The organism is Rhodohalobacter sulfatireducens (assembly GCF_022012475.1).
GTDB lineage: Bacteria > Bacteroidota > Rhodothermia > Balneolales > Balneolaceae > Rhodohalobacter > Rhodohalobacter sulfatireducens.
On the sequence record NZ_JAKLWS010000013.1, the window covers coordinates 23,935 to 40,048 of the forward strand.

15 protein-coding genes are annotated in these 16,114 nt (G+C 43.4%); 1 reads left to right on the forward strand and 14 read right to left on the reverse strand.

Annotated elements, in window-relative coordinates:
- Positions 1 to 22: 22 nt before the first annotated feature.
- The 12 genes from uppS to L6773_RS11380 form a co-directional block, all read right to left on the reverse strand.
- Positions 23 to 856, reverse strand: a complete 834-nt coding sequence (gene uppS / locus L6773_RS11320; protein WP_237854532.1) for an undecaprenyl pyrophosphate synthase — start codon at positions 854 to 856, stop codon at positions 23 to 25.
- 63 nt (positions 857 to 919) lie between these two features.
- Positions 920 to 1,402, reverse strand: coding sequence for a 6,7-dimethyl-8-ribityllumazine synthase (gene ribH / locus L6773_RS11325; RefSeq protein ID WP_237854533.1), 483 nt, complete (start codon positions 1,400 to 1,402; stop codon positions 920 to 922).
- 2 nt (positions 1,403 to 1,404) lie between these two features.
- Positions 1,405 to 2,250: a PHP domain-containing protein gene (locus L6773_RS11330; RefSeq protein ID WP_237854534.1), complete on the reverse strand. Its 846-nt coding sequence runs from the start codon at positions 2,248 to 2,250 to the stop codon at positions 1,405 to 1,407.
- A gap of 4 nt (positions 2,251 to 2,254) precedes the next feature.
- On the reverse strand, positions 2,255 to 3,907 hold the full coding sequence (locus tag L6773_RS11335; RefSeq protein WP_237854535.1) for a S41 family peptidase: 1,653 nt from the start codon (positions 3,905 to 3,907) through the stop codon (positions 2,255 to 2,257).
- Between the two features lie 9 nt (positions 3,908 to 3,916).
- Positions 3,917 to 5,893 (reverse strand): LysM peptidoglycan-binding domain-containing protein, encoded by a 1,977-nt coding sequence (locus tag L6773_RS21595; protein WP_304622110.1) that lies wholly within the window; start codon positions 5,891 to 5,893, stop codon positions 3,917 to 3,919.
- A gap of 123 nt (positions 5,894 to 6,016) precedes the next feature.
- Entirely contained in the window at positions 6,017 to 7,696 is a 1,680-nt protein-coding gene (locus L6773_RS11350) for an NAD+ synthase (protein ID WP_237854536.1), read from the reverse strand.
- 1 nt (position 7,697) lies between these two features.
- Complete coding sequence (locus tag L6773_RS11355) at positions 7,698 to 9,362, reverse strand: amidohydrolase (RefSeq protein WP_237854537.1); 1,665 nt, start codon at positions 9,360 to 9,362, stop codon at positions 7,698 to 7,700.
- Positions 9,363 to 9,485: 123 nt separating this feature from the next.
- On the reverse strand, positions 9,486 to 9,980 hold the full coding sequence (locus tag L6773_RS11360; RefSeq protein WP_255727744.1) for an NUDIX domain-containing protein: 495 nt from the start codon (positions 9,978 to 9,980) through the stop codon (positions 9,486 to 9,488).
- A 189-nt stretch (positions 9,981 to 10,169) separates the two neighbouring features.
- Positions 10,170 to 11,816, reverse strand: coding sequence for a CTP synthase (gene pyrG, locus L6773_RS11365; RefSeq protein WP_237854539.1), 1,647 nt, complete (start codon positions 11,814 to 11,816; stop codon positions 10,170 to 10,172).
- A gap of 98 nt (positions 11,817 to 11,914) precedes the next feature.
- Entirely contained in the window at positions 11,915 to 12,706 is a 792-nt protein-coding gene (locus L6773_RS11370; protein WP_237854540.1) for a glycerophosphodiester phosphodiesterase, read from the reverse strand.
- A gap of 11 nt (positions 12,707 to 12,717) precedes the next feature.
- Positions 12,718 to 13,038 (reverse strand): hypothetical protein, encoded by a 321-nt coding sequence (locus tag L6773_RS11375; protein WP_237854541.1) that lies wholly within the window; start codon positions 13,036 to 13,038, stop codon positions 12,718 to 12,720.
- A gap of 17 nt (positions 13,039 to 13,055) precedes the next feature.
- Positions 13,056 to 13,403 carry a hypothetical protein gene (locus L6773_RS11380; protein WP_237854542.1) on the reverse strand — a complete coding sequence of 116 codons (348 nt, stop codon included), beginning with the start codon at positions 13,401 to 13,403 and terminating at the stop codon, positions 13,056 to 13,058.
- 71 nt (positions 13,404 to 13,474) lie between these two features.
- Here L6773_RS11380 and rlmB point away from each other — a divergent pair, with 71 nt between their 5' ends.
- Entirely contained in the window at positions 13,475 to 14,218 is a 744-nt protein-coding gene (rlmB, locus tag L6773_RS11385) for a 23S rRNA (guanosine(2251)-2'-O)-methyltransferase RlmB (protein ID WP_237854543.1), read from the forward strand.
- 141 nt (positions 14,219 to 14,359) lie between these two features.
- On the opposite strand, the gene L6773_RS11390 is transcribed toward rlmB, so the two are convergent.
- Together L6773_RS11390 and ndk are read right to left on the reverse strand one after the other, a co-directional pair.
- Positions 14,360 to 15,604: an exo-beta-N-acetylmuramidase NamZ family protein gene (locus L6773_RS11390; protein WP_237854544.1), complete on the reverse strand. Its 1,245-nt coding sequence runs from the start codon at positions 15,602 to 15,604 to the stop codon at positions 14,360 to 14,362.
- Positions 15,605 to 15,659: 55 nt separating this feature from the next.
- Entirely contained in the window at positions 15,660 to 16,091 is a 432-nt protein-coding gene (gene ndk / locus L6773_RS11395; RefSeq protein WP_237854545.1) for a nucleoside-diphosphate kinase, read from the reverse strand.
- Positions 16,092 to 16,114: the final 23 nt, after the last annotated feature.

The following is a 16,114-nucleotide window of genomic DNA, read 5'->3' on the forward strand; positions in this document are numbered from 1 at the left end:
GTAATGCAATCTTACCTTCTGTTTATGATCTAATTTGGTTTATAACTGATGCGGACATGCTTTTGTTATGTCCGTTTTTAACTTTCCCGTATCTTCGATCACGTTTTTGAAATGAAAATATTGCCTGGTAGAGTTCATCTCGCCTAAAATCAGGCCAGTAGGTTTCTGTAATATACAGTTCTGAATAGGCCAATTGCCACAACAGAAAATTACTGATTCTGAACTCTCCGCTTGTCCTAATAATCAGGTCGGGATCAGGAACAGATGCAGTTGACAGGAAAGAACCAATTAAATCATCATCGATTTGGTCGGGCGTAATGTTACCCTTTTCAACTTCTTTAGCAATATTTTTTACCGCTTCCTTAATATCCCATCGCCCAGAATAGCTCAACGCCAGGCACAACTGCATTCGCTTGTTATCTGCCGTCAGCTCAATCACTTCCTCTAACATCTGTTGACATTTTCCGGGAAGCCGTTCAGTCTGTCCGATGGTTACAAGTTTAATATCATTTTTATTCAACCGTTCAGCCTCGTTCCTGAGAGTCTGAACCAAGAGTCTCATCAAGCCGTTAATTTCAGCGGATGGACGATTCCAATTTTCAGTAGAAAAAGCGTATAAAGTCAGATATTCCACTCCAAGTTGAGCGCACGATTCTGTAATATCGCGAACAGACTCTACCCCGGCTTTGTGGCCAAACAGACGAATGTTTCCTTTTTTCTGTGCCCATCTGCCATTCCCATCCATGATGACTGCAATATGTTTGGGTATGGCACCAGAAGATTTTACCTGTTGCTGAAGCTTCTTATCCTCTTCTGTTTGCTGATTATCTGTAAGTGATAATGATTTTAAAGACATTTTTATGTAATTCTTTCCAACTCTCTATATTAGAGGTATTATCATCATATTTCAAGGTGTTTTTTAGCCCGATGAACTCTTGATTGACTGCTCAAGAGCAATCATTTCGCAAAGAGCCAGAGCCGCTTCAGCACCTTTATTTCCCTTTTCTTCGCTGGCCCGTTCCCTGGCTTGGTCAACGGTGTCTGTAGTTAGTACACCAAAAGATACCGGTTTTCCTGATGAAAGATTCAGGTCGGTAATCCCACGTGTTACTGAATCACAAACATAGTCGAAATGTGGGGTGCCACCACGAATCACGGCACCAATGGCTACAACCCCATCCACCTCAAGATGTTCCAGGCACCACTTACATGTAAGTGGAATTTCAAATGAACCGGGACATCTCATAGATGTGATATTTGAATCCTGAATTCCTTTAGCCTGTAAGGCCTGAACTGCGGCATCCAGCATCTCATCCGTTACAAAAGAGTTCCAGCGGGCAGCCACAACAGCTACTTTAATGTGAGGCCAATGAATATCTTTTTTCTGTTCTAATACTGTCATAATTACTGAACGATCATATTTTTTCGAGATCTTGCTGATCTTTTCAATGCTTCCACAAATTGCATTCCAATAGTTACAACGCCTAAATAGGGATCATATTCCGATTTTCCCGAACCGTGAAAATCACTCCCCCCGGTTACCAACAAGTTCCTTGATTTTGCCAGATCCAGGTACATCTTTTGAACTTTATAGCTATGGCTTGGATGTATACATTCTATCCCGTCAAACGGGTGTTTCAGCAGATTTATCATCTCATTCTTCGAGTACATAGGCCCTGGGTGTGCAATCGATAGTATCCCTCCGGCTTCATGCACAACTGAGAGTACATCTTCCAATACAGCATATTCCGTTTTTATCTGTTTAATTTTATCATTTGAAAGATAACGTATAAATGCCTCAGATACCGAAGCAACATAACCTTTATTGATTAAAACAGATGCCGCATGTGGCCGACCGATATTTCCGGGATGCGACTCAGCACGAACTTCAGCATAATCAATATCAATGCCTTCCTTTTTTAAGACATCAACAATCGCCTTCATGCGCTTGCGGCGGGCTTGTTTTTGATTGGCAATAAGACTGAGAAAGTTGGTATTCTCTTCATCAAAACCATAGGCCAGTACGTGGATTTCTCTCTCATTCCAAACTGTTGAAATCTCCACACCTGTAATGAGCTCTATCTCCTTTTCATCGGCAAATTTTTTGGCATCAAGATATCCGTTAATGGTATCATGATCAGTAATTGCGATGACTTCAAGATTTTTTTTGGAAACTTTCTCGATAAGCTCTTCGGGAGAGAGATCGCCGTCTGAGGCATTTGTGTGTGTATGTAAATCAGCTTTTCCCAAACTATTATGGCCTCAACTCGGTGCGATACTGGTATGGGTTATCCAGGAAATCCAACGAGATATTCACAAGTTCATCCAGTTCCAAAACGGCTTTAATTCTCTCTTCATCTTCTTTGGTTTGAGAGATCCACTCCGCTTTCAATTTCTTATCAATAAATTCTTCATTCTGATAAATTTGGGCAATTTTATAATCTCTCAACAATGCATTTAACTCATCTACATTTTGCCTTGCAGATCTTTCCTGCGAAAAATTGTCGATATTTGTTTCCAGCGCTGCCAAGTGCTGATCGACGGGGGTTTCATATGTAAAACCATCTTCAACCAAATAGGTTGTGAATCGGTCAAATAGATCGGATGGAATTTCCAGCTGGCCTGAGTTCTCAGAATTGGCAAGAAGATCATTTACAAAAAAGAAGTATCGATTGTTTTTTTGCAAGGCCAGGTCGAGCATGGTGGAGGGTTCTTCCTGGAACTCTATATCAGGTTTAATACCGTTCCCATCGTACACAACACGGCCGTTCTTTGTTTTAAACGCTCTCCGAAGTGAATCAGGAACAGACCTGTTATTGTCCCCGGAGTTAGAGTGCAGGTACTCAATAGACTGTATGCTTCGCCCGCTTGGTATGTAGTACTTGGATACCGTGATTTTCAATGATGTATTGTAAGAGAGCGGGCGAACTGTTTGCACTAAACCTTTCCCAAAACTTGTTTCACCCACAATCAGTGCCCGGTCCAGATCCTGCAAGGCGCCGGCAACAACCTCCGAAGCACTGGCACTTCCGCTGTTAATTAACACAATCATCGGGAGATCATCATACATAGCCGGTTCTTGCGAAACGAGTGTACTGTTATGAGACTCAAGGCGACCCCTTGTTTCTACGACTGTGACCCCCGGCTCAATAAATTTATCCACCAGCGAAACAGCCTCATTTAAAAGACCGCCCGGGTTGTTTCTCAGGTCTAAAATCAATCCATCAAATGACCCCGATTGCTCCATCTCAAGAAGTGTTTCCCGCAGCTCTTCAGATGTTCCCTGTCCAAACCGAACCAACTGGATATATCCAAAATTTTGTTTCTCCCCAATTTTTGCCGCATAGCGAATATTTTTAACCTCAATTCGTTCTCTTGTGAGAGTAAAGTCCATTGCCTGGTCGAAACCCGGCCGTTGAACTTTAAGGTCAATTTCTGAGCCAATATCCCCGACGGTAAGCTGCTGTACCTCTTCGGGAGTCAATCCTTCTACATTCACTCCATCAATCTCTTTGATAATATCACCCGGCCTTAACCCGGCTCGTTGTGCCGGATAACCTTCCAGAGGTGCAATAATTACAATTTGATCTCCACGATATCCGGCATCGATCCCGATACCGCCGTAGGAACCTGATGAAAGAATCTCCATCTGTCGCTGTTCACCCTCGTCAATAAAAACGGTATACGGATCCAGCGTCTCCAGCATGGAATTTATGCTGCGCTGCATGAGTGTTTCAGGGCTCACATCATCTACATATTGAATAGCTACTTCTTTGTAGACATCACTAAAAATGGTGAGATTTTTTTTGATCTGGAAAAACAGATCGCTCTGATAAACAAAGGCCGCAGAGAAAGTTAAAATTGCGGCCAGTGATATAAATAATATAAGTTTTCGGGCATGCTTCATGCACTCAATTTACCTCTTTGTGATCTTCAATGTTTGTCCGGCGTAAATCCGGGAACTGCTTAAATTATTTTGATTTTTTATGTCATTAACTGTCACACCATAACGATTCGCTATACCTGTTAACGTATCATTTCGCCGAACCGTGTATGTAACAGTGTCGCCGGAACCGGAAGAACCGCCAACCTGAAGATCAAATATATTTTCACCCGATCGCTGACGCCGCTCAATCTCCTGTTTTTGTGCAAATGCAAGTCCATCAACATTATTATAGTAGCTTACACGATTGTTCGGCACATAAACAGTTAATCGCTGACCAACTCGAATCGTATTTCCAATTCCATTCCATGAGCGAATTTGCCATGCGCGAACATCATACCACTCTGCTACGTGCCCGATGGTATCCCCACTTTTTACAGTGTAAGTCACACCCGTTGTATTCGAAGGCGCTGATGCTCTTCTTCGGCTGCTTGACGAAGATGTACCTTGATTGGATGGACGATTTGAGGAGATCTCCTCTTCAGGGCCTGAGGCCACCGGTACAACAATGGTTTGGCCGGGGTAAATGGTACTGCTCAATCCTTCATTGGTTGCAAAAAGCGAGCGCACGGAGGTTCCATACCTCTGAGCAATATATCCGAGTGTTTCACCACTGCTGACGGTATGCATGGCTACGTCGGTACTTCTCTCCTCCTGAGGAATCTCCTGGTATGCAGCCAAGAAATCGTCTTTGATACCGGTTGGAATTTTTAAAGGATATTTTCCGCCGGGAGGTGTGGCCCATCTCAACAGCTCAGGGTTTAAATCTTTCAGTTCTTTAACAGTAATTCCTGCAGCTTCGGCAAGTTTCTCCAATGGCATCAACCCATCAACTTCAGCTACTTCGTAGGAATAAGCTTCTTGTCCATAGTCTCGCTGGAAACCAAACTCTTCCGGGTTCATAGCAATCATCGTTGCTGCAATAAAACCAGGGACATATCCACGAGTTTCGCGAGGTAAATAGGGGTAAGCCACCCAATAATCTTCCTCACCGCCAGCGGCATTTATTGCTCTTCTTAATCCTCTCGGGCTGATGTTATAATTTGCCATGGCCAGGTGCCAATCGCCCCAAACTTCATAAAGATCTCTCAAGTGTCGAGCTGCGGCTCGCGTTGCTTTGATTGGATCTTGCCGTTCATCAACCCACCAATTCGCTTCAAGTCCATAAACAGACCCGGTGGCACGAATAAATTGCCACATTCCGACAGCGGCAGCCCAGCTGCGTGCTGTAGGCACCAAACCACTTTCAATCATAGAAAGATGTACCAACTCGGTGGGGACTCCCTCCTCTTCAAAAATTTCAATCATCATCGGGAAGTAGTACTCAGAACGCTCCAGCCAACGCTCCATTACGTCCGGACGTTTTTGGGTATAGTAGATCAAGTGGCGATTCACATGCTGATTTTCAACCAGTGGGACTTCAGTTTTGTTGAATGTCAGGTTATCGGGCATCGTATATCCTTCAGCAATCCAGTCATCCTCTTCAGAAAACAATTCCTCGCGTATAGCAAAAATCTCTCCTTCAGCTCCATTTTTCACCTCCTTGATCCCGTAAAACTCACTGTGCTCCGCCATCACTGATCGGTACAATTCAGTAAACCTGCGGTTATTCTGAACTTCAGGAAAATCGTCCATCATCGACTGTATAGCGGCAAATGCTTTATTGATGTAGTCTTCAGCTTGAACCAAATCTCCCTGCACTTGAGCATCTATCGCCAACACATGCATTTTGTAAGCATTTGAAATTCTTCGCAAGACCTCTTTATCAACTTTAGTGACCTGCAATGTATCGGTTTCTACTTCAGCTTCATCCCGGCTGTCAGTCAACGGGTTTGTGTATGGGAGTAATTTAACGGGCACCTCTGTTTCTGTCTCATCCTGGGCCTGATTTTGTGAGTAAACGATGTTTGTGATCAGGCAAAAAGAGAGAATTAGGAGGAACTGTTTCATAGATCTGTATTTAGTTAACTGGATTTAGGTTTTCCTGATAAGGTTAAGTAGATATTATGGATAAGTCTCTACAAAAAAGTTGAAAAACGAACCATTTGTCAATTCAATTGTAAAGAATTTTCATCATTTATTATTTGCAGTCCATTTTTGAACTATTGGCCAACGCCGGCCGATGCCGAATGCTTTTGAACTGACCTTTAAGATGGGAGCAGCCTGGTATCTTTTAAACTCATTCGCTTCAACAAGGCGAATCACTTTTTTTACCGTCTGTTCATCGTAACCATCGTCGATGATAAACTGTGCTCCCTCTTGCAGTTCAATATAACGATAAAGTATATCATCCAACACATCATATTCCGGCAGGCTGTCCGTGTCTTTTTGATCCGGCCTGAGCTCCGCACTTGGAGGTTTTGTAATGGTTGCTTCAGGTATCACCTCTTTTTCATAATACTCATCATTCAGCCATCGGGCCATTTCGTAAACCTGTGTTTTATAGAGGTCGCCAATTACAACGAGCGCACCGTTCATATCTCCGTACAAGGTTGCATAGCCCACTGCATATTCTGATTTGTTTCCCGTAGTCATCAAAAAATAGCCGAACTTGTTGGCGCACGCCATCAGCAGCACCCCCCGAATTCTGCTCTGTAAATTTTCCTCAGCAACTCCAAACTCCGTTCCTTTAAAAATGGGTTTGAGCTGTTGATTAAACTCATCAAAAATGGATTGTATCGGAACATCCAACAATTCAATTCCAAGATTTTCGGCAAGCTTTTCTGAATCGGAAACACTTCCCTCACTTGAAAATGTGCTTGGCATATTGAGTGCTTTCACATTTTCGGCACCCAGAGCCTCGGCAACAATTGTGCAGACCAACGCCGAATCGATGCCTCCGCTTAATCCCAAAATCACTTGATCTGCAATTCCGAGTTTATGAACATAATCATACACACCCATTTTTAGCGCCTCAAAAATCCGTGCCGGCCCTTTTTCAGGATAGGTATCGTTTTGGTGATCAGAGGCAGCCGTAATATTATTTTTATCCAAATTCCAATCAACATCAAACCAACCGGCTTCAAATGTTTTCATTGTGGCGATCACTTCCGAACCAGAATTTATCGCCATGGAATCGCCATCAAAGAGAACCTCTGTCTGAGCACCTACCTGGTTGCTGTAAAGAACCGGGAGATTCATTTTTTTAGCATGATTCTGAAGCATCTCTTTACGATTCTCATGCTTTGTCTTGGTAAATGGAGACGCCGAAATATTGATTATAATTTGTGCTCCATCCTCCTTCAAAAGAATCGCCGGATCAGTTTCATAGGTATGGTACTGGACTTCATTTTCATTGTACCAGATATCTTCGCAGATGGTCACACCGATTTTGTTTCCATCCAATTCAAGGCATTTGAACCTGTCATTTGGCTCAAAGTACCTGAGGTCATCAAAAACATCATAGGTGGGAAGCAGAGTCTTATGAGCTTCACCCAACACTTTACCCTCTCTTGCGAGAAGTGCAGTGTTATACATCTGACGTCCAACACCTTCATTCTTCGTGATACTTCCAAATAGAAGGGCCGTATTTTTTGTGGCATTGATAATCTTTTCATTGTAATGATAGGCCGATCGCTGGAATGCTTTGTTTTCCAAAATATCCTGGGCAGGGTAGCCAATGAGTACCATCTCGGGCAAAATCAACAGATCAATACCAGCCGATTCAGCCTTTTCGAGTGACTCTAAAATCAATGTAGCATTTGCTTCAAGAGCCCCAACTGTTGGATTTAATTGCTCGACTCGAATTTTCATACTAATTTTCTTTTTGATAAACTTTTTCTCCGGCAATCCATGTTTCCAATACTTCCGTCTGCCATATTTCGGAGGCCGGGACTTCAAAGAAATCTCTGTCAATCACAATAAAATCGGCCCACTTTCCGGGCTCCAGGGTTCCAATCAAATGATCCTGGTGAGCAGCATAGGCGGCATCAATTGTAAACGCGCGAAGTGCTTCAATCCTGCTCAAACTCTGTTCGCTGTACCAACCACCCGGTGGCATACCTCCGTGATCTTTCCTTGTCACCGCAGAATATAAACCGTAGAACGGGTTCACATCCTCCACCGGAAAATCAGATCCGGCGGCAATTACGGTGCCCTGGTTCAAAAATTCCTGCCATGCATACGCGCCCTGGATTCGTTCTGATCCAACTCTGTCCTCCGCCATATTCATATCGCTGGTGGCATGAGTTGGCTGCATAGATGCGATTAAGTTAAGTTCTTCGAATCGGGGAATATCCTCCAAATCTACTACCTGGGCATGTTCTATTCGATGCCTGAAATTTTCCTGATCACCCCGTTCATTTTCTAAGTATTCAAACCCATCCAAGACCTGCCGGTTTCCCGCATCTCCAATGGCATGAACATTCATTTGATATCCCTGGGTAGCTCCTTTCATCAACATTTGATTCATCTCTTCCTGGTTATGAAAGAGCAACCCCCGGTTTCCGGGATCGTCGCTGTAATCATCCAGCATGGCTGCACCGCGGCTGCCCAATGCACCATCAGAATAGAGTTTTACGCTTCGGAGTGCCAGCATGTCGTCCGCGTAACTGTTAATCGGACCATTATCGGAGAGTGCATCAAATGTATTGCCTGTTCCCGATATCATTGCATAAATTCGCGTAATAAGCTCATCGTTATCGGCTGTTTGAGTGTATAAATTCCAGGTTTTTTGATCAATTCCCGCATCATGAACCGATGTCAATCCGTGTTTCGACATCTCTTCCATCGCCAGCCGTAACGCTTCTTTCCTGTCTTCTTGGGTTATTTCGGGAATACTCGTTTCAATGAGATTCATAGCCGAATCAATAAAAACACCTGTAGCCTCGCCATTATCATTCCGAATAATGCGTCCACCTGTTGGATCTTCGGTGGTCTGATCAATTCCGGCTAATTCCATCGCCCTGCTGTTTGCCCATCCGGCGTGGCCGTCGATTCGAGTTAAAAAAACGGGTCGACCCGAAACTACTTCATCAAGGTCAGATGCGGTTGGAAATTCATTCTCTTCCCACAAAACCTGGTTCCAGCCGCGCCCGGTAATCCATTCCCGATCGGGATGGTCGGCTGCAAACGCTTCAATGACCTGAAGTGTCTCATCCAACGATTCAATCCCGGCCACATTCACATCCAATTCCTGGATTCCGAGACCCATCACGTGTGCATGGGCATCAATCAATCCCGGAAGCAATGTATTACCGTTTCCATTGAATTGCGCAAAGTCAGAAAAGGCATCCAGTATCTCCTCATTAGTTCCAGTTGCGAGTATTTTTCCATCAACCACTGCTAACGCTTCAAACTGATGAAGTTCGCTGTTCATGAGTGTATATCCGTTCACATTGTGATATACAAATCCGATATCTGTTTGATTGGAGCAGGCGGAGAATAAAAGAAAACTGAATAGTAAAAGTATAAATCGCATATATAAATTTAGGCTTTAAAAATAGTTCTCAATATAAAGAAAAGGGGATCGGAGTACCACGCCGGATGGGAAAATCTCCCTTTAAAGGGGGAAACAGATAAGAATAGTTTTCAGAACACAAGATCATCCCCCTGCGCCCCCTTCGAATGGGGAATTTATTATGTGCCGTATATCCGTAAAAAACTCGCCTCCATTTTTGCAGAATTCTTTAATAAATGATGGCGCGATTGGAAGATTTTGAGCCTCACTAAATGGAATAAAAGCGAGATCCAAAAGCATTTGCTGATCCGTTTTGAGTTCGGGGTCTGATCCTTTTTTTAGGTTTCCGCCAATTACTTCACATCGAAAATAAAACTCGATCGCATGATAGGGTTCTTCGATGAACTCATATATCCAGAGCAGTTGCTTTTTTTTAATTTCAAGTTCTGTCTCCTCTAAAATCTCACGATATAAAGCTTCTTCAAGTGATTCACCTAACTCCACACCGCCACCCGGTGGCATCCAGATTGGTTCCGGACGAGTTGGTGAGTTTATTTTCGTAAGAAGAATTGACGAGTCTTGCACGATGACCGCACAGGCTCGAACTCTTACTTTATTTGAGAATTGGGAGTTGGGCAATGGATTAGTATTTATTTTACTTTATAAGAACCCATCCCCCAGCCCCTTCCCTATCAGGCAAAAGCAGCCTGACAAGGAAGGGGAGTTTTAATTATTCCAAAACCAAGAAGCCCCTCCTTGTCCCGACTTTTTTTGGTCGGGATAGGGAGGGGTTTGGGGTGGGTCAAACTTCGCGGATCTTCGGATTTTCTACGAAACAGCTTCTTTCGATTCTTCGGTGTCCACACTTTTACCTTTGCTATTGGCCAGTGAAGCGCCAACAAAAGCCACAAAAAGCGGGTGCGGCTCATTCACCGTACTCTTTAATTCTGGGTGGAATTGAACACCCACAAACCAGGGATGCGACTCGATTTCAATCATTTCAACAAGATCTCGCTCAGGATTAATTCCGGCGATCATCAAACCTTTATCAAACAATTTTTCTCTGTACTTGTTGTTCACTTCAAAACGATGGCGATGGCGCTCTTCTATCATCTCTTCCCCATATGCCGCCCTTGCTTTAGTACTTCCTGTAATCTTGCATTCATATTTTCCAAGCCGCATTGTACCTCCCTTATCTTCAATCTCGAGCTGTTCAGGCATAAAATCGATGACTGGATACTCACAATTTTCATCGAATTCAGTACTATTTGCTCCGGATAATCCTGCACAATTTCGAGCAAATTCAATGACTGCACACTGCATGCCGAGACAGATTCCAAAAAATGGAATGTTGTTTTCACGTGCGTACTTAACAGCGGCTAATTTTCCGTCAATTCCCCTGTCGCCAAATCCGGGGGCAACCAGAATACCCGATACATCTTGCAATCGTTTCTCAACATTTTCAGGCGTAATAAAATCGGATTGGACCCATTTGATATTAACACGTGTGTCGTTCATTGCTCCACCGTGAATTAACGCTTCGGCAATGGATTTGTAAGCATCATGGTGTTCAACATATTTTCCAACCAGTGCGATGGTAATCTCATCGGTGGGATGCTTTATTTTATCAACAAAACCTTTCCATTTTTTAAGATCGGCATTTTTTGCGGGCAGATTCAATTTTTCAATCACACGGCTGTCCAATCCTTCTGCCTGCATCAAAAGGGGAACTTCATAGATACTGTCTGCATCGAGCGAAGCAATCACATCCTCATAATCCACATTACAGAAGAGCGCAATTTTCTTTCGGATTGATTCATCCAATTGATACTCAGATCGACAAACCAGCAAATCAGGGCTCATGCCACTCTCAGAAAGTGTTTTTACGGAATGCTGCGTTGGTTTAGTCTTCAATTCACCGGCAGCCGCCAGGTAAGGCACAAGTGTCAGATGGATTGAAAGCGTATTCTTCCGTCCCACGTCATACCGCAGCTGTCTCATCGCCTCAATGTACGGTAAACTCTCAATATCACCCACGGTGCCACCAATCTCAACAATCACCACATCAAAATTTTCTGATTCACCAAGGCCAATCACATGAGACTTAATCTCATCCGTCACATGCGGAATCACCTGCACGGTTTTACCGAGATATTCACCATGCCGCTCTTTCATAATTACGTCATAATAGACCCGGCCGGTGGTGACATTATTCTCCTGAGAGGTTCGGATTCCCAAAAATCGTTCGTAGTGACCCAGATCAAGGTCGGTCTCCGCACCGTCATCGGTTACATAAACTTCGCCATGTTCGTAAGGGTTCATGGTACCGGGATCAACGTTGATATACGGATCCAATTTCTGAACGGTTACTCGAAGGCCGCGAGCCACTAAAAGCCTTCCAAGAGATGCACAAATGATGCCCTTTCCGAGCGATGATGTAACTCCTCCTGTTACAAAGATGTATTTAGTTGCCATAGGGTGGGTTGGGGAATTGGTTGATGGTTGAAGGAAAATAGCAGGCCTTTTATTCCCATTCAAACCAAAACCGAAAACAATGCAAAAAACTTATTTATTTAGGCAGATTTGCTTAGATATTGATCGGCAACTTCCCGTAAAAGGTCCGGTTTGTCAGAAAATATTCCATAAGCTCCCATCTCTATCCACTTTTCCATCTGTTTCTTTTTGTTAACCGTATAGATCAGATATCTCTTCCCGAATTCATTAAGTTGAGCACGCCATTTTTTATTCATTTCCGATCTGCTGCAGTGAAAGTAGTCAGCCCGGTAATCTCTCAAGAGTTTTTCCGGTCCCCGTTTTGAAGAACTTTTTTTGTGATAGAGTAATCCGGTCAACACTTTCGGTTCTATCGTTTTGATACGCTCAATCGCCCTGTAATCAAAACTGGAGATAATAACGTTCTTTTCCATTCCTGTTTTCTGAACCAGTTCTATAACTTTTTCCTCTACTCCGCCCTCAACCAAATCTCCAACCGATTCTTTTTTAATTTCGATGTTTACCATAATTTTGCCTGAAGCCCACTTCAATACCTGCTCAAGCGAGGGTATCTTTTCACCCTTGTGTTCTATTGAAAACCAATTTCCGGCATCCAATTGATGAAGTTCATCAATCAGAAAAGATGAAACCAACCCTTTTCCGTTGGAGTGTCGATCGAGCTTCGCATCGTGAAAAACCACGGGCATTCCATCTTTTGAAAGCTGAACGTCCAATTCAATCATATCCGCCTTCATTTTATGGGCCAGTTTAAAAGCCGCCATGGTATTTTCAGGGGCATATTTACTGGCACCACGGTGAGCAATCACCAGAAAGTTCTTATCAATAAGCGGTTCAAGAGTTGAACTCGACATAGATCGATCTATCAGGATAGCGATGATTCGGAATCAAGATTTTGCTTCAAATAACTTGCCAATTCTTCAATTTGATTTTTTTGCCAGTAGAGAAGCACAACATTGAGCACAAAAATAAAGGCGAGAATGTAATACACCCATTCCGGAAACGGACGATATCCAACGAGGTATCCATAAGCCAAGCCGGTGATTACGACTACATTGAAAATAATCTGGATCCATTTTGATCGATGTTTATTTTTCAGCTTGTCGATCTTATCCTCATCAGCCAAATCTTCGTGTTTCCGCAGATGAACTCTCTCGTAAACTTCAAACCGCTCTTTTTCATCCATATCGGTTAGGAGAATAGTTAATTTTGAGAGTCTACAACACGGCGAATTGCCTTATTGACCAACGTATCGAATGATTCATAAGACGATACTACCTGGTAAATCAGGAAACCACCCACCATGCTTGATATACTTCCAAGCAGGGTAAGTACAGCCGAAATCCAAAGTGGTGTTATAAATCCTAAAATGGTTATACTTACCAGTGTTAAACCGCATAGAATTGAAAGAACTCCTGACAATAGCGGTATAAACGTATGAATATTCGACAGCAGCGATATCAGTCGCCCTAGTAGTCCATTCTTGGATTTGCTAACTTGTAGTTGCAAATTTTTATAAGACGGGGTTGTTTTTTTAGGTTGATCTGTCATTAGATTATATCTTTTCAAGCACCATTACTAAAGTACGAAGTGTTCATCATTAAGAAAAGTTTTTGAATTCATTGGACGAATCAAACGAATTTATTTACGGAAGAAATCCTGTTGAGGAACTGCTCAAGAATCGGGCAGATGAGGTAGAAAAAATTTATATCAACAGGAAGCTTAATAAACAAACTTTCTCCACTATTTTGTCTCTTGCTTCTGATAACCGTGTTCCTGTTGCTGAGGTTCCCGGATCTAAACTTTATGAGTTAGTCGGGAAAGTAAATGACCAGGGAATAGTGGCTGCCATCAGCCAAATTCAGTATGAAGAATTTGAAGATTGGCTTGAACGGATTGAGCCGAATCAAAACACGGGTATTTTATTGCTTGATGAGATTGAAGATCCTCATAACTTTGGTGCAATTTTACGAACTGCTGCCGCCTCCGGGATGGATGCGGTAATTGTACCTAAACACCGGCAGGCACCAGTCAGTGCAGCAGCTTACAAAACCAGTGCCGGAACCGCTGGACGCATTCCAATTGTACGGGCTGTTAACCTGAACCAGGCGATTCTGAAACTTAAAGATAACAAATTCTGGATCGCCGGCCTGGATATGGATGGCGATTCACTTCTTTGGGAGCAAACGTTCGACGTTCCTATGGCTTTTGTAATCGGAAATGAAGGACGTGGAATGAGACAAAAAACCGGCGAGCACTGCGATTTCCTCCTTTCTATTCCAATGTATAACGGTGTAGAGTCCCTCAACGCATCGGTCAGTGCTGCCCTGGTTTGCTATGAATGGCGCCGGCAGAAATTGAAGTGATTAGTGAGAGAAATGGTATTTGGAGAGACATGTTATTTTTAGTGCCACTGATAAGTCTTGTATTATTGAATCAATATTTGCTGAACATAATTCTGTATTACTAAGAAAAAATACCATGTCTTAATAACTCCGACTCAACGGTTAGTACAAAAGGTACTGCTCTCTGCTTTCAAGAAATTCACCCAGTTCAAAATTGATCTCCTCAACAGTAAGCTCTCCGCTCATAAGCTGATCAATCTCGGTTGAGCCGGCCAACAGGTAGATAAAATCTCTGATTTCATACTCCGAAGTAGATTGAACAAGTGTTGTAAAAATCTTGAGGCCAGTTCTGACCGGATCGAAATCATAGCCATTCAGCGTAATCTTTACTCCATAACAAACTGTGTCCTGGTGCTTCGGACTGATCGCTACCCCGGGAATGGATTCGGGTGTAAATTCTGTCGCTTCCACGGACACATTATTTGTAAGATTATTCAGATCCTCCAAAACTCCGTCAGATAAATAAGTGGCCGGTGCACCAGCTGTTAAAAACGGATCATTTGTTCCTCGCCCTTCCGATAACGATGTCCCCTCAAAATAAACTGTGCCTAAGTACATAAACGCATGATCGAAGGTTGGTAGGTTAGGTGATGGCGCAACCCAATCAAGCCCGGTATCCGGCCATTTCATATCGCGGGTCCAGCCATCCATTTGAATGACTCGAACATCCGGCTGAGCGTCCGTATTCAACCAGTTTTCGTCTACTGCCATCTCTGCAAGTTCCCCTAACGTCAATCCGTGTGCAACGGGAATCGGGTAGGCTCCCACAAACGACTGGTGTTCATCCTCCATTAACCATCCGCTCACATAATCACCGCCTGCTGGATTCGGACGGTCTAAAATCCAAACCGGAATTCCGACATCGGCCGCGGCCTCAATTACCAAACCCATCGTAGCGTTGTAGGTATAAAATCTCGCACCAACATCCTGCATATCAAAAATGAGAAGATCCACTTCCTCAAGCATTTCGGGAGTTGGTTTTCGGGTATCGCCATAAAGAGAAAAAACCGGGAGTCCGGTTTCCTGATCAACTCCGTCCTCAATCTTTTCACCTGCACCGGCTTCACCTCGAAATCCATGCTCGGGCGCAAAAAGTGCAGATACATTCACATCCAACGCCATAAGCGTGTCCAACATATGAGTATTACCAATCCGGGCGGTGGGGTTCATCACTAATCCAACACGCTGACCGTCCAGTTCATCCAGGTGATTTTCAATCAACATTTCGGCGCCGGTCCGCACTTTCATCGGTTCGGCTTCCTCGGCAGTTGTTTCATTTGGTTCGCTGCAAGCGATCATTGAAAAAGCTATAAGTGAGAGAAGGAGAAATCGAATTTGGATGGACATAAAATTTTTTTGATTGATAAGAATCCCCTCCTTCGCAAGGAGAGGTATGGGGTGGTTACGCCTTATTCGCTACCACTTCAGATTCAGCAAAGAAATAGTTGGCTTCAATTTTTCCGTTTTCAACAGAGTCGGAACCATGAACGATGTTCTCACCGACACTGTCCGCAAAGTCAGCACGGATAGTTCCCTCGTCAGCTTCCTCAGGATTGGTTGCGCCAATTAATTCACGGAAATCTGCAATTGCATTCTCTTTTTCTAGTATCATCGGTACACACGGGCCGCTGCTCATAAATTCAACCAGTTCACCGAAAAAAGGCCTCTCTTTGTGAACCGCGTAAAATCCACCGGCGGTATCTTCGGTGAGTTTCGTCATTTTCATCGCTACGATTTTGAATCCCGCTTCCTGAATTCTTTTGGTTACTTCACCGATCAGATTTTTTCGTACACAGTCGGGTTTCAGGATCGTCAATGTTCGTTCTACTGCCATGGTAAATAGTAATTTTTTTTAAT

Bases quoted from the DNA above. Each gene is read 5' to 3' on its own strand.
- uppS (WP_237854532.1), bottom strand. From the start codon at position 856: ATGTCTTTAAAATCATTATCACTTACAGATAATCAGCAAACAGAAGAG.
- ribH (WP_237854533.1), bottom strand. From the start codon at position 1,402: ATGACAGTATTAGAACAGAAAAAAGATATTCATTGGCCTCACATTAAA.
- L6773_RS11335 (WP_237854535.1), bottom strand. From the start codon at position 3,907: ATGAAGCATGCCCGAAAACTTATATTATTTATATCACTGGCCGCAATT.
- L6773_RS21595 (WP_304622110.1), bottom strand. From the start codon at position 5,893: ATGAAACAGTTCCTCCTAATTCTCTCTTTTTGCCTGATCACAAACATC.
- L6773_RS11350 (WP_237854536.1), bottom strand. From the start codon at position 7,696: ATGAAAATTCGAGTCGAGCAATTAAATCCAACAGTTGGGGCTCTTGAA.
- L6773_RS11355 (WP_237854537.1), bottom strand. From the start codon at position 9,362: ATGCGATTTATACTTTTACTATTCAGTTTTCTTTTATTCTCCGCCTGC.
- pyrG (WP_237854539.1), bottom strand. From the start codon at position 11,816: ATGGCAACTAAATACATCTTTGTAACAGGAGGAGTTACATCATCGCTC.
- L6773_RS11370 (WP_237854540.1), bottom strand. From the start codon at position 12,706: ATGTCGAGTTCAACTCTTGAACCGCTTATTGATAAGAACTTTCTGGTG.
- L6773_RS11375 (WP_237854541.1), bottom strand. From the start codon at position 13,038: ATGGATGAAAAAGAGCGGTTTGAAGTTTACGAGAGAGTTCATCTGCGG.
- L6773_RS11380 (WP_237854542.1), bottom strand. From the start codon at position 13,403: ATGACAGATCAACCTAAAAAAACAACCCCGTCTTATAAAAATTTGCAA.
- L6773_RS11390 (WP_237854544.1), bottom strand. From the start codon at position 15,604: ATGTCCATCCAAATTCGATTTCTCCTTCTCTCACTTATAGCTTTTTCA.
- ndk (WP_237854545.1), bottom strand. From the start codon at position 16,091: ATGGCAGTAGAACGAACATTGACGATCCTGAAACCCGACTGTGTACGA.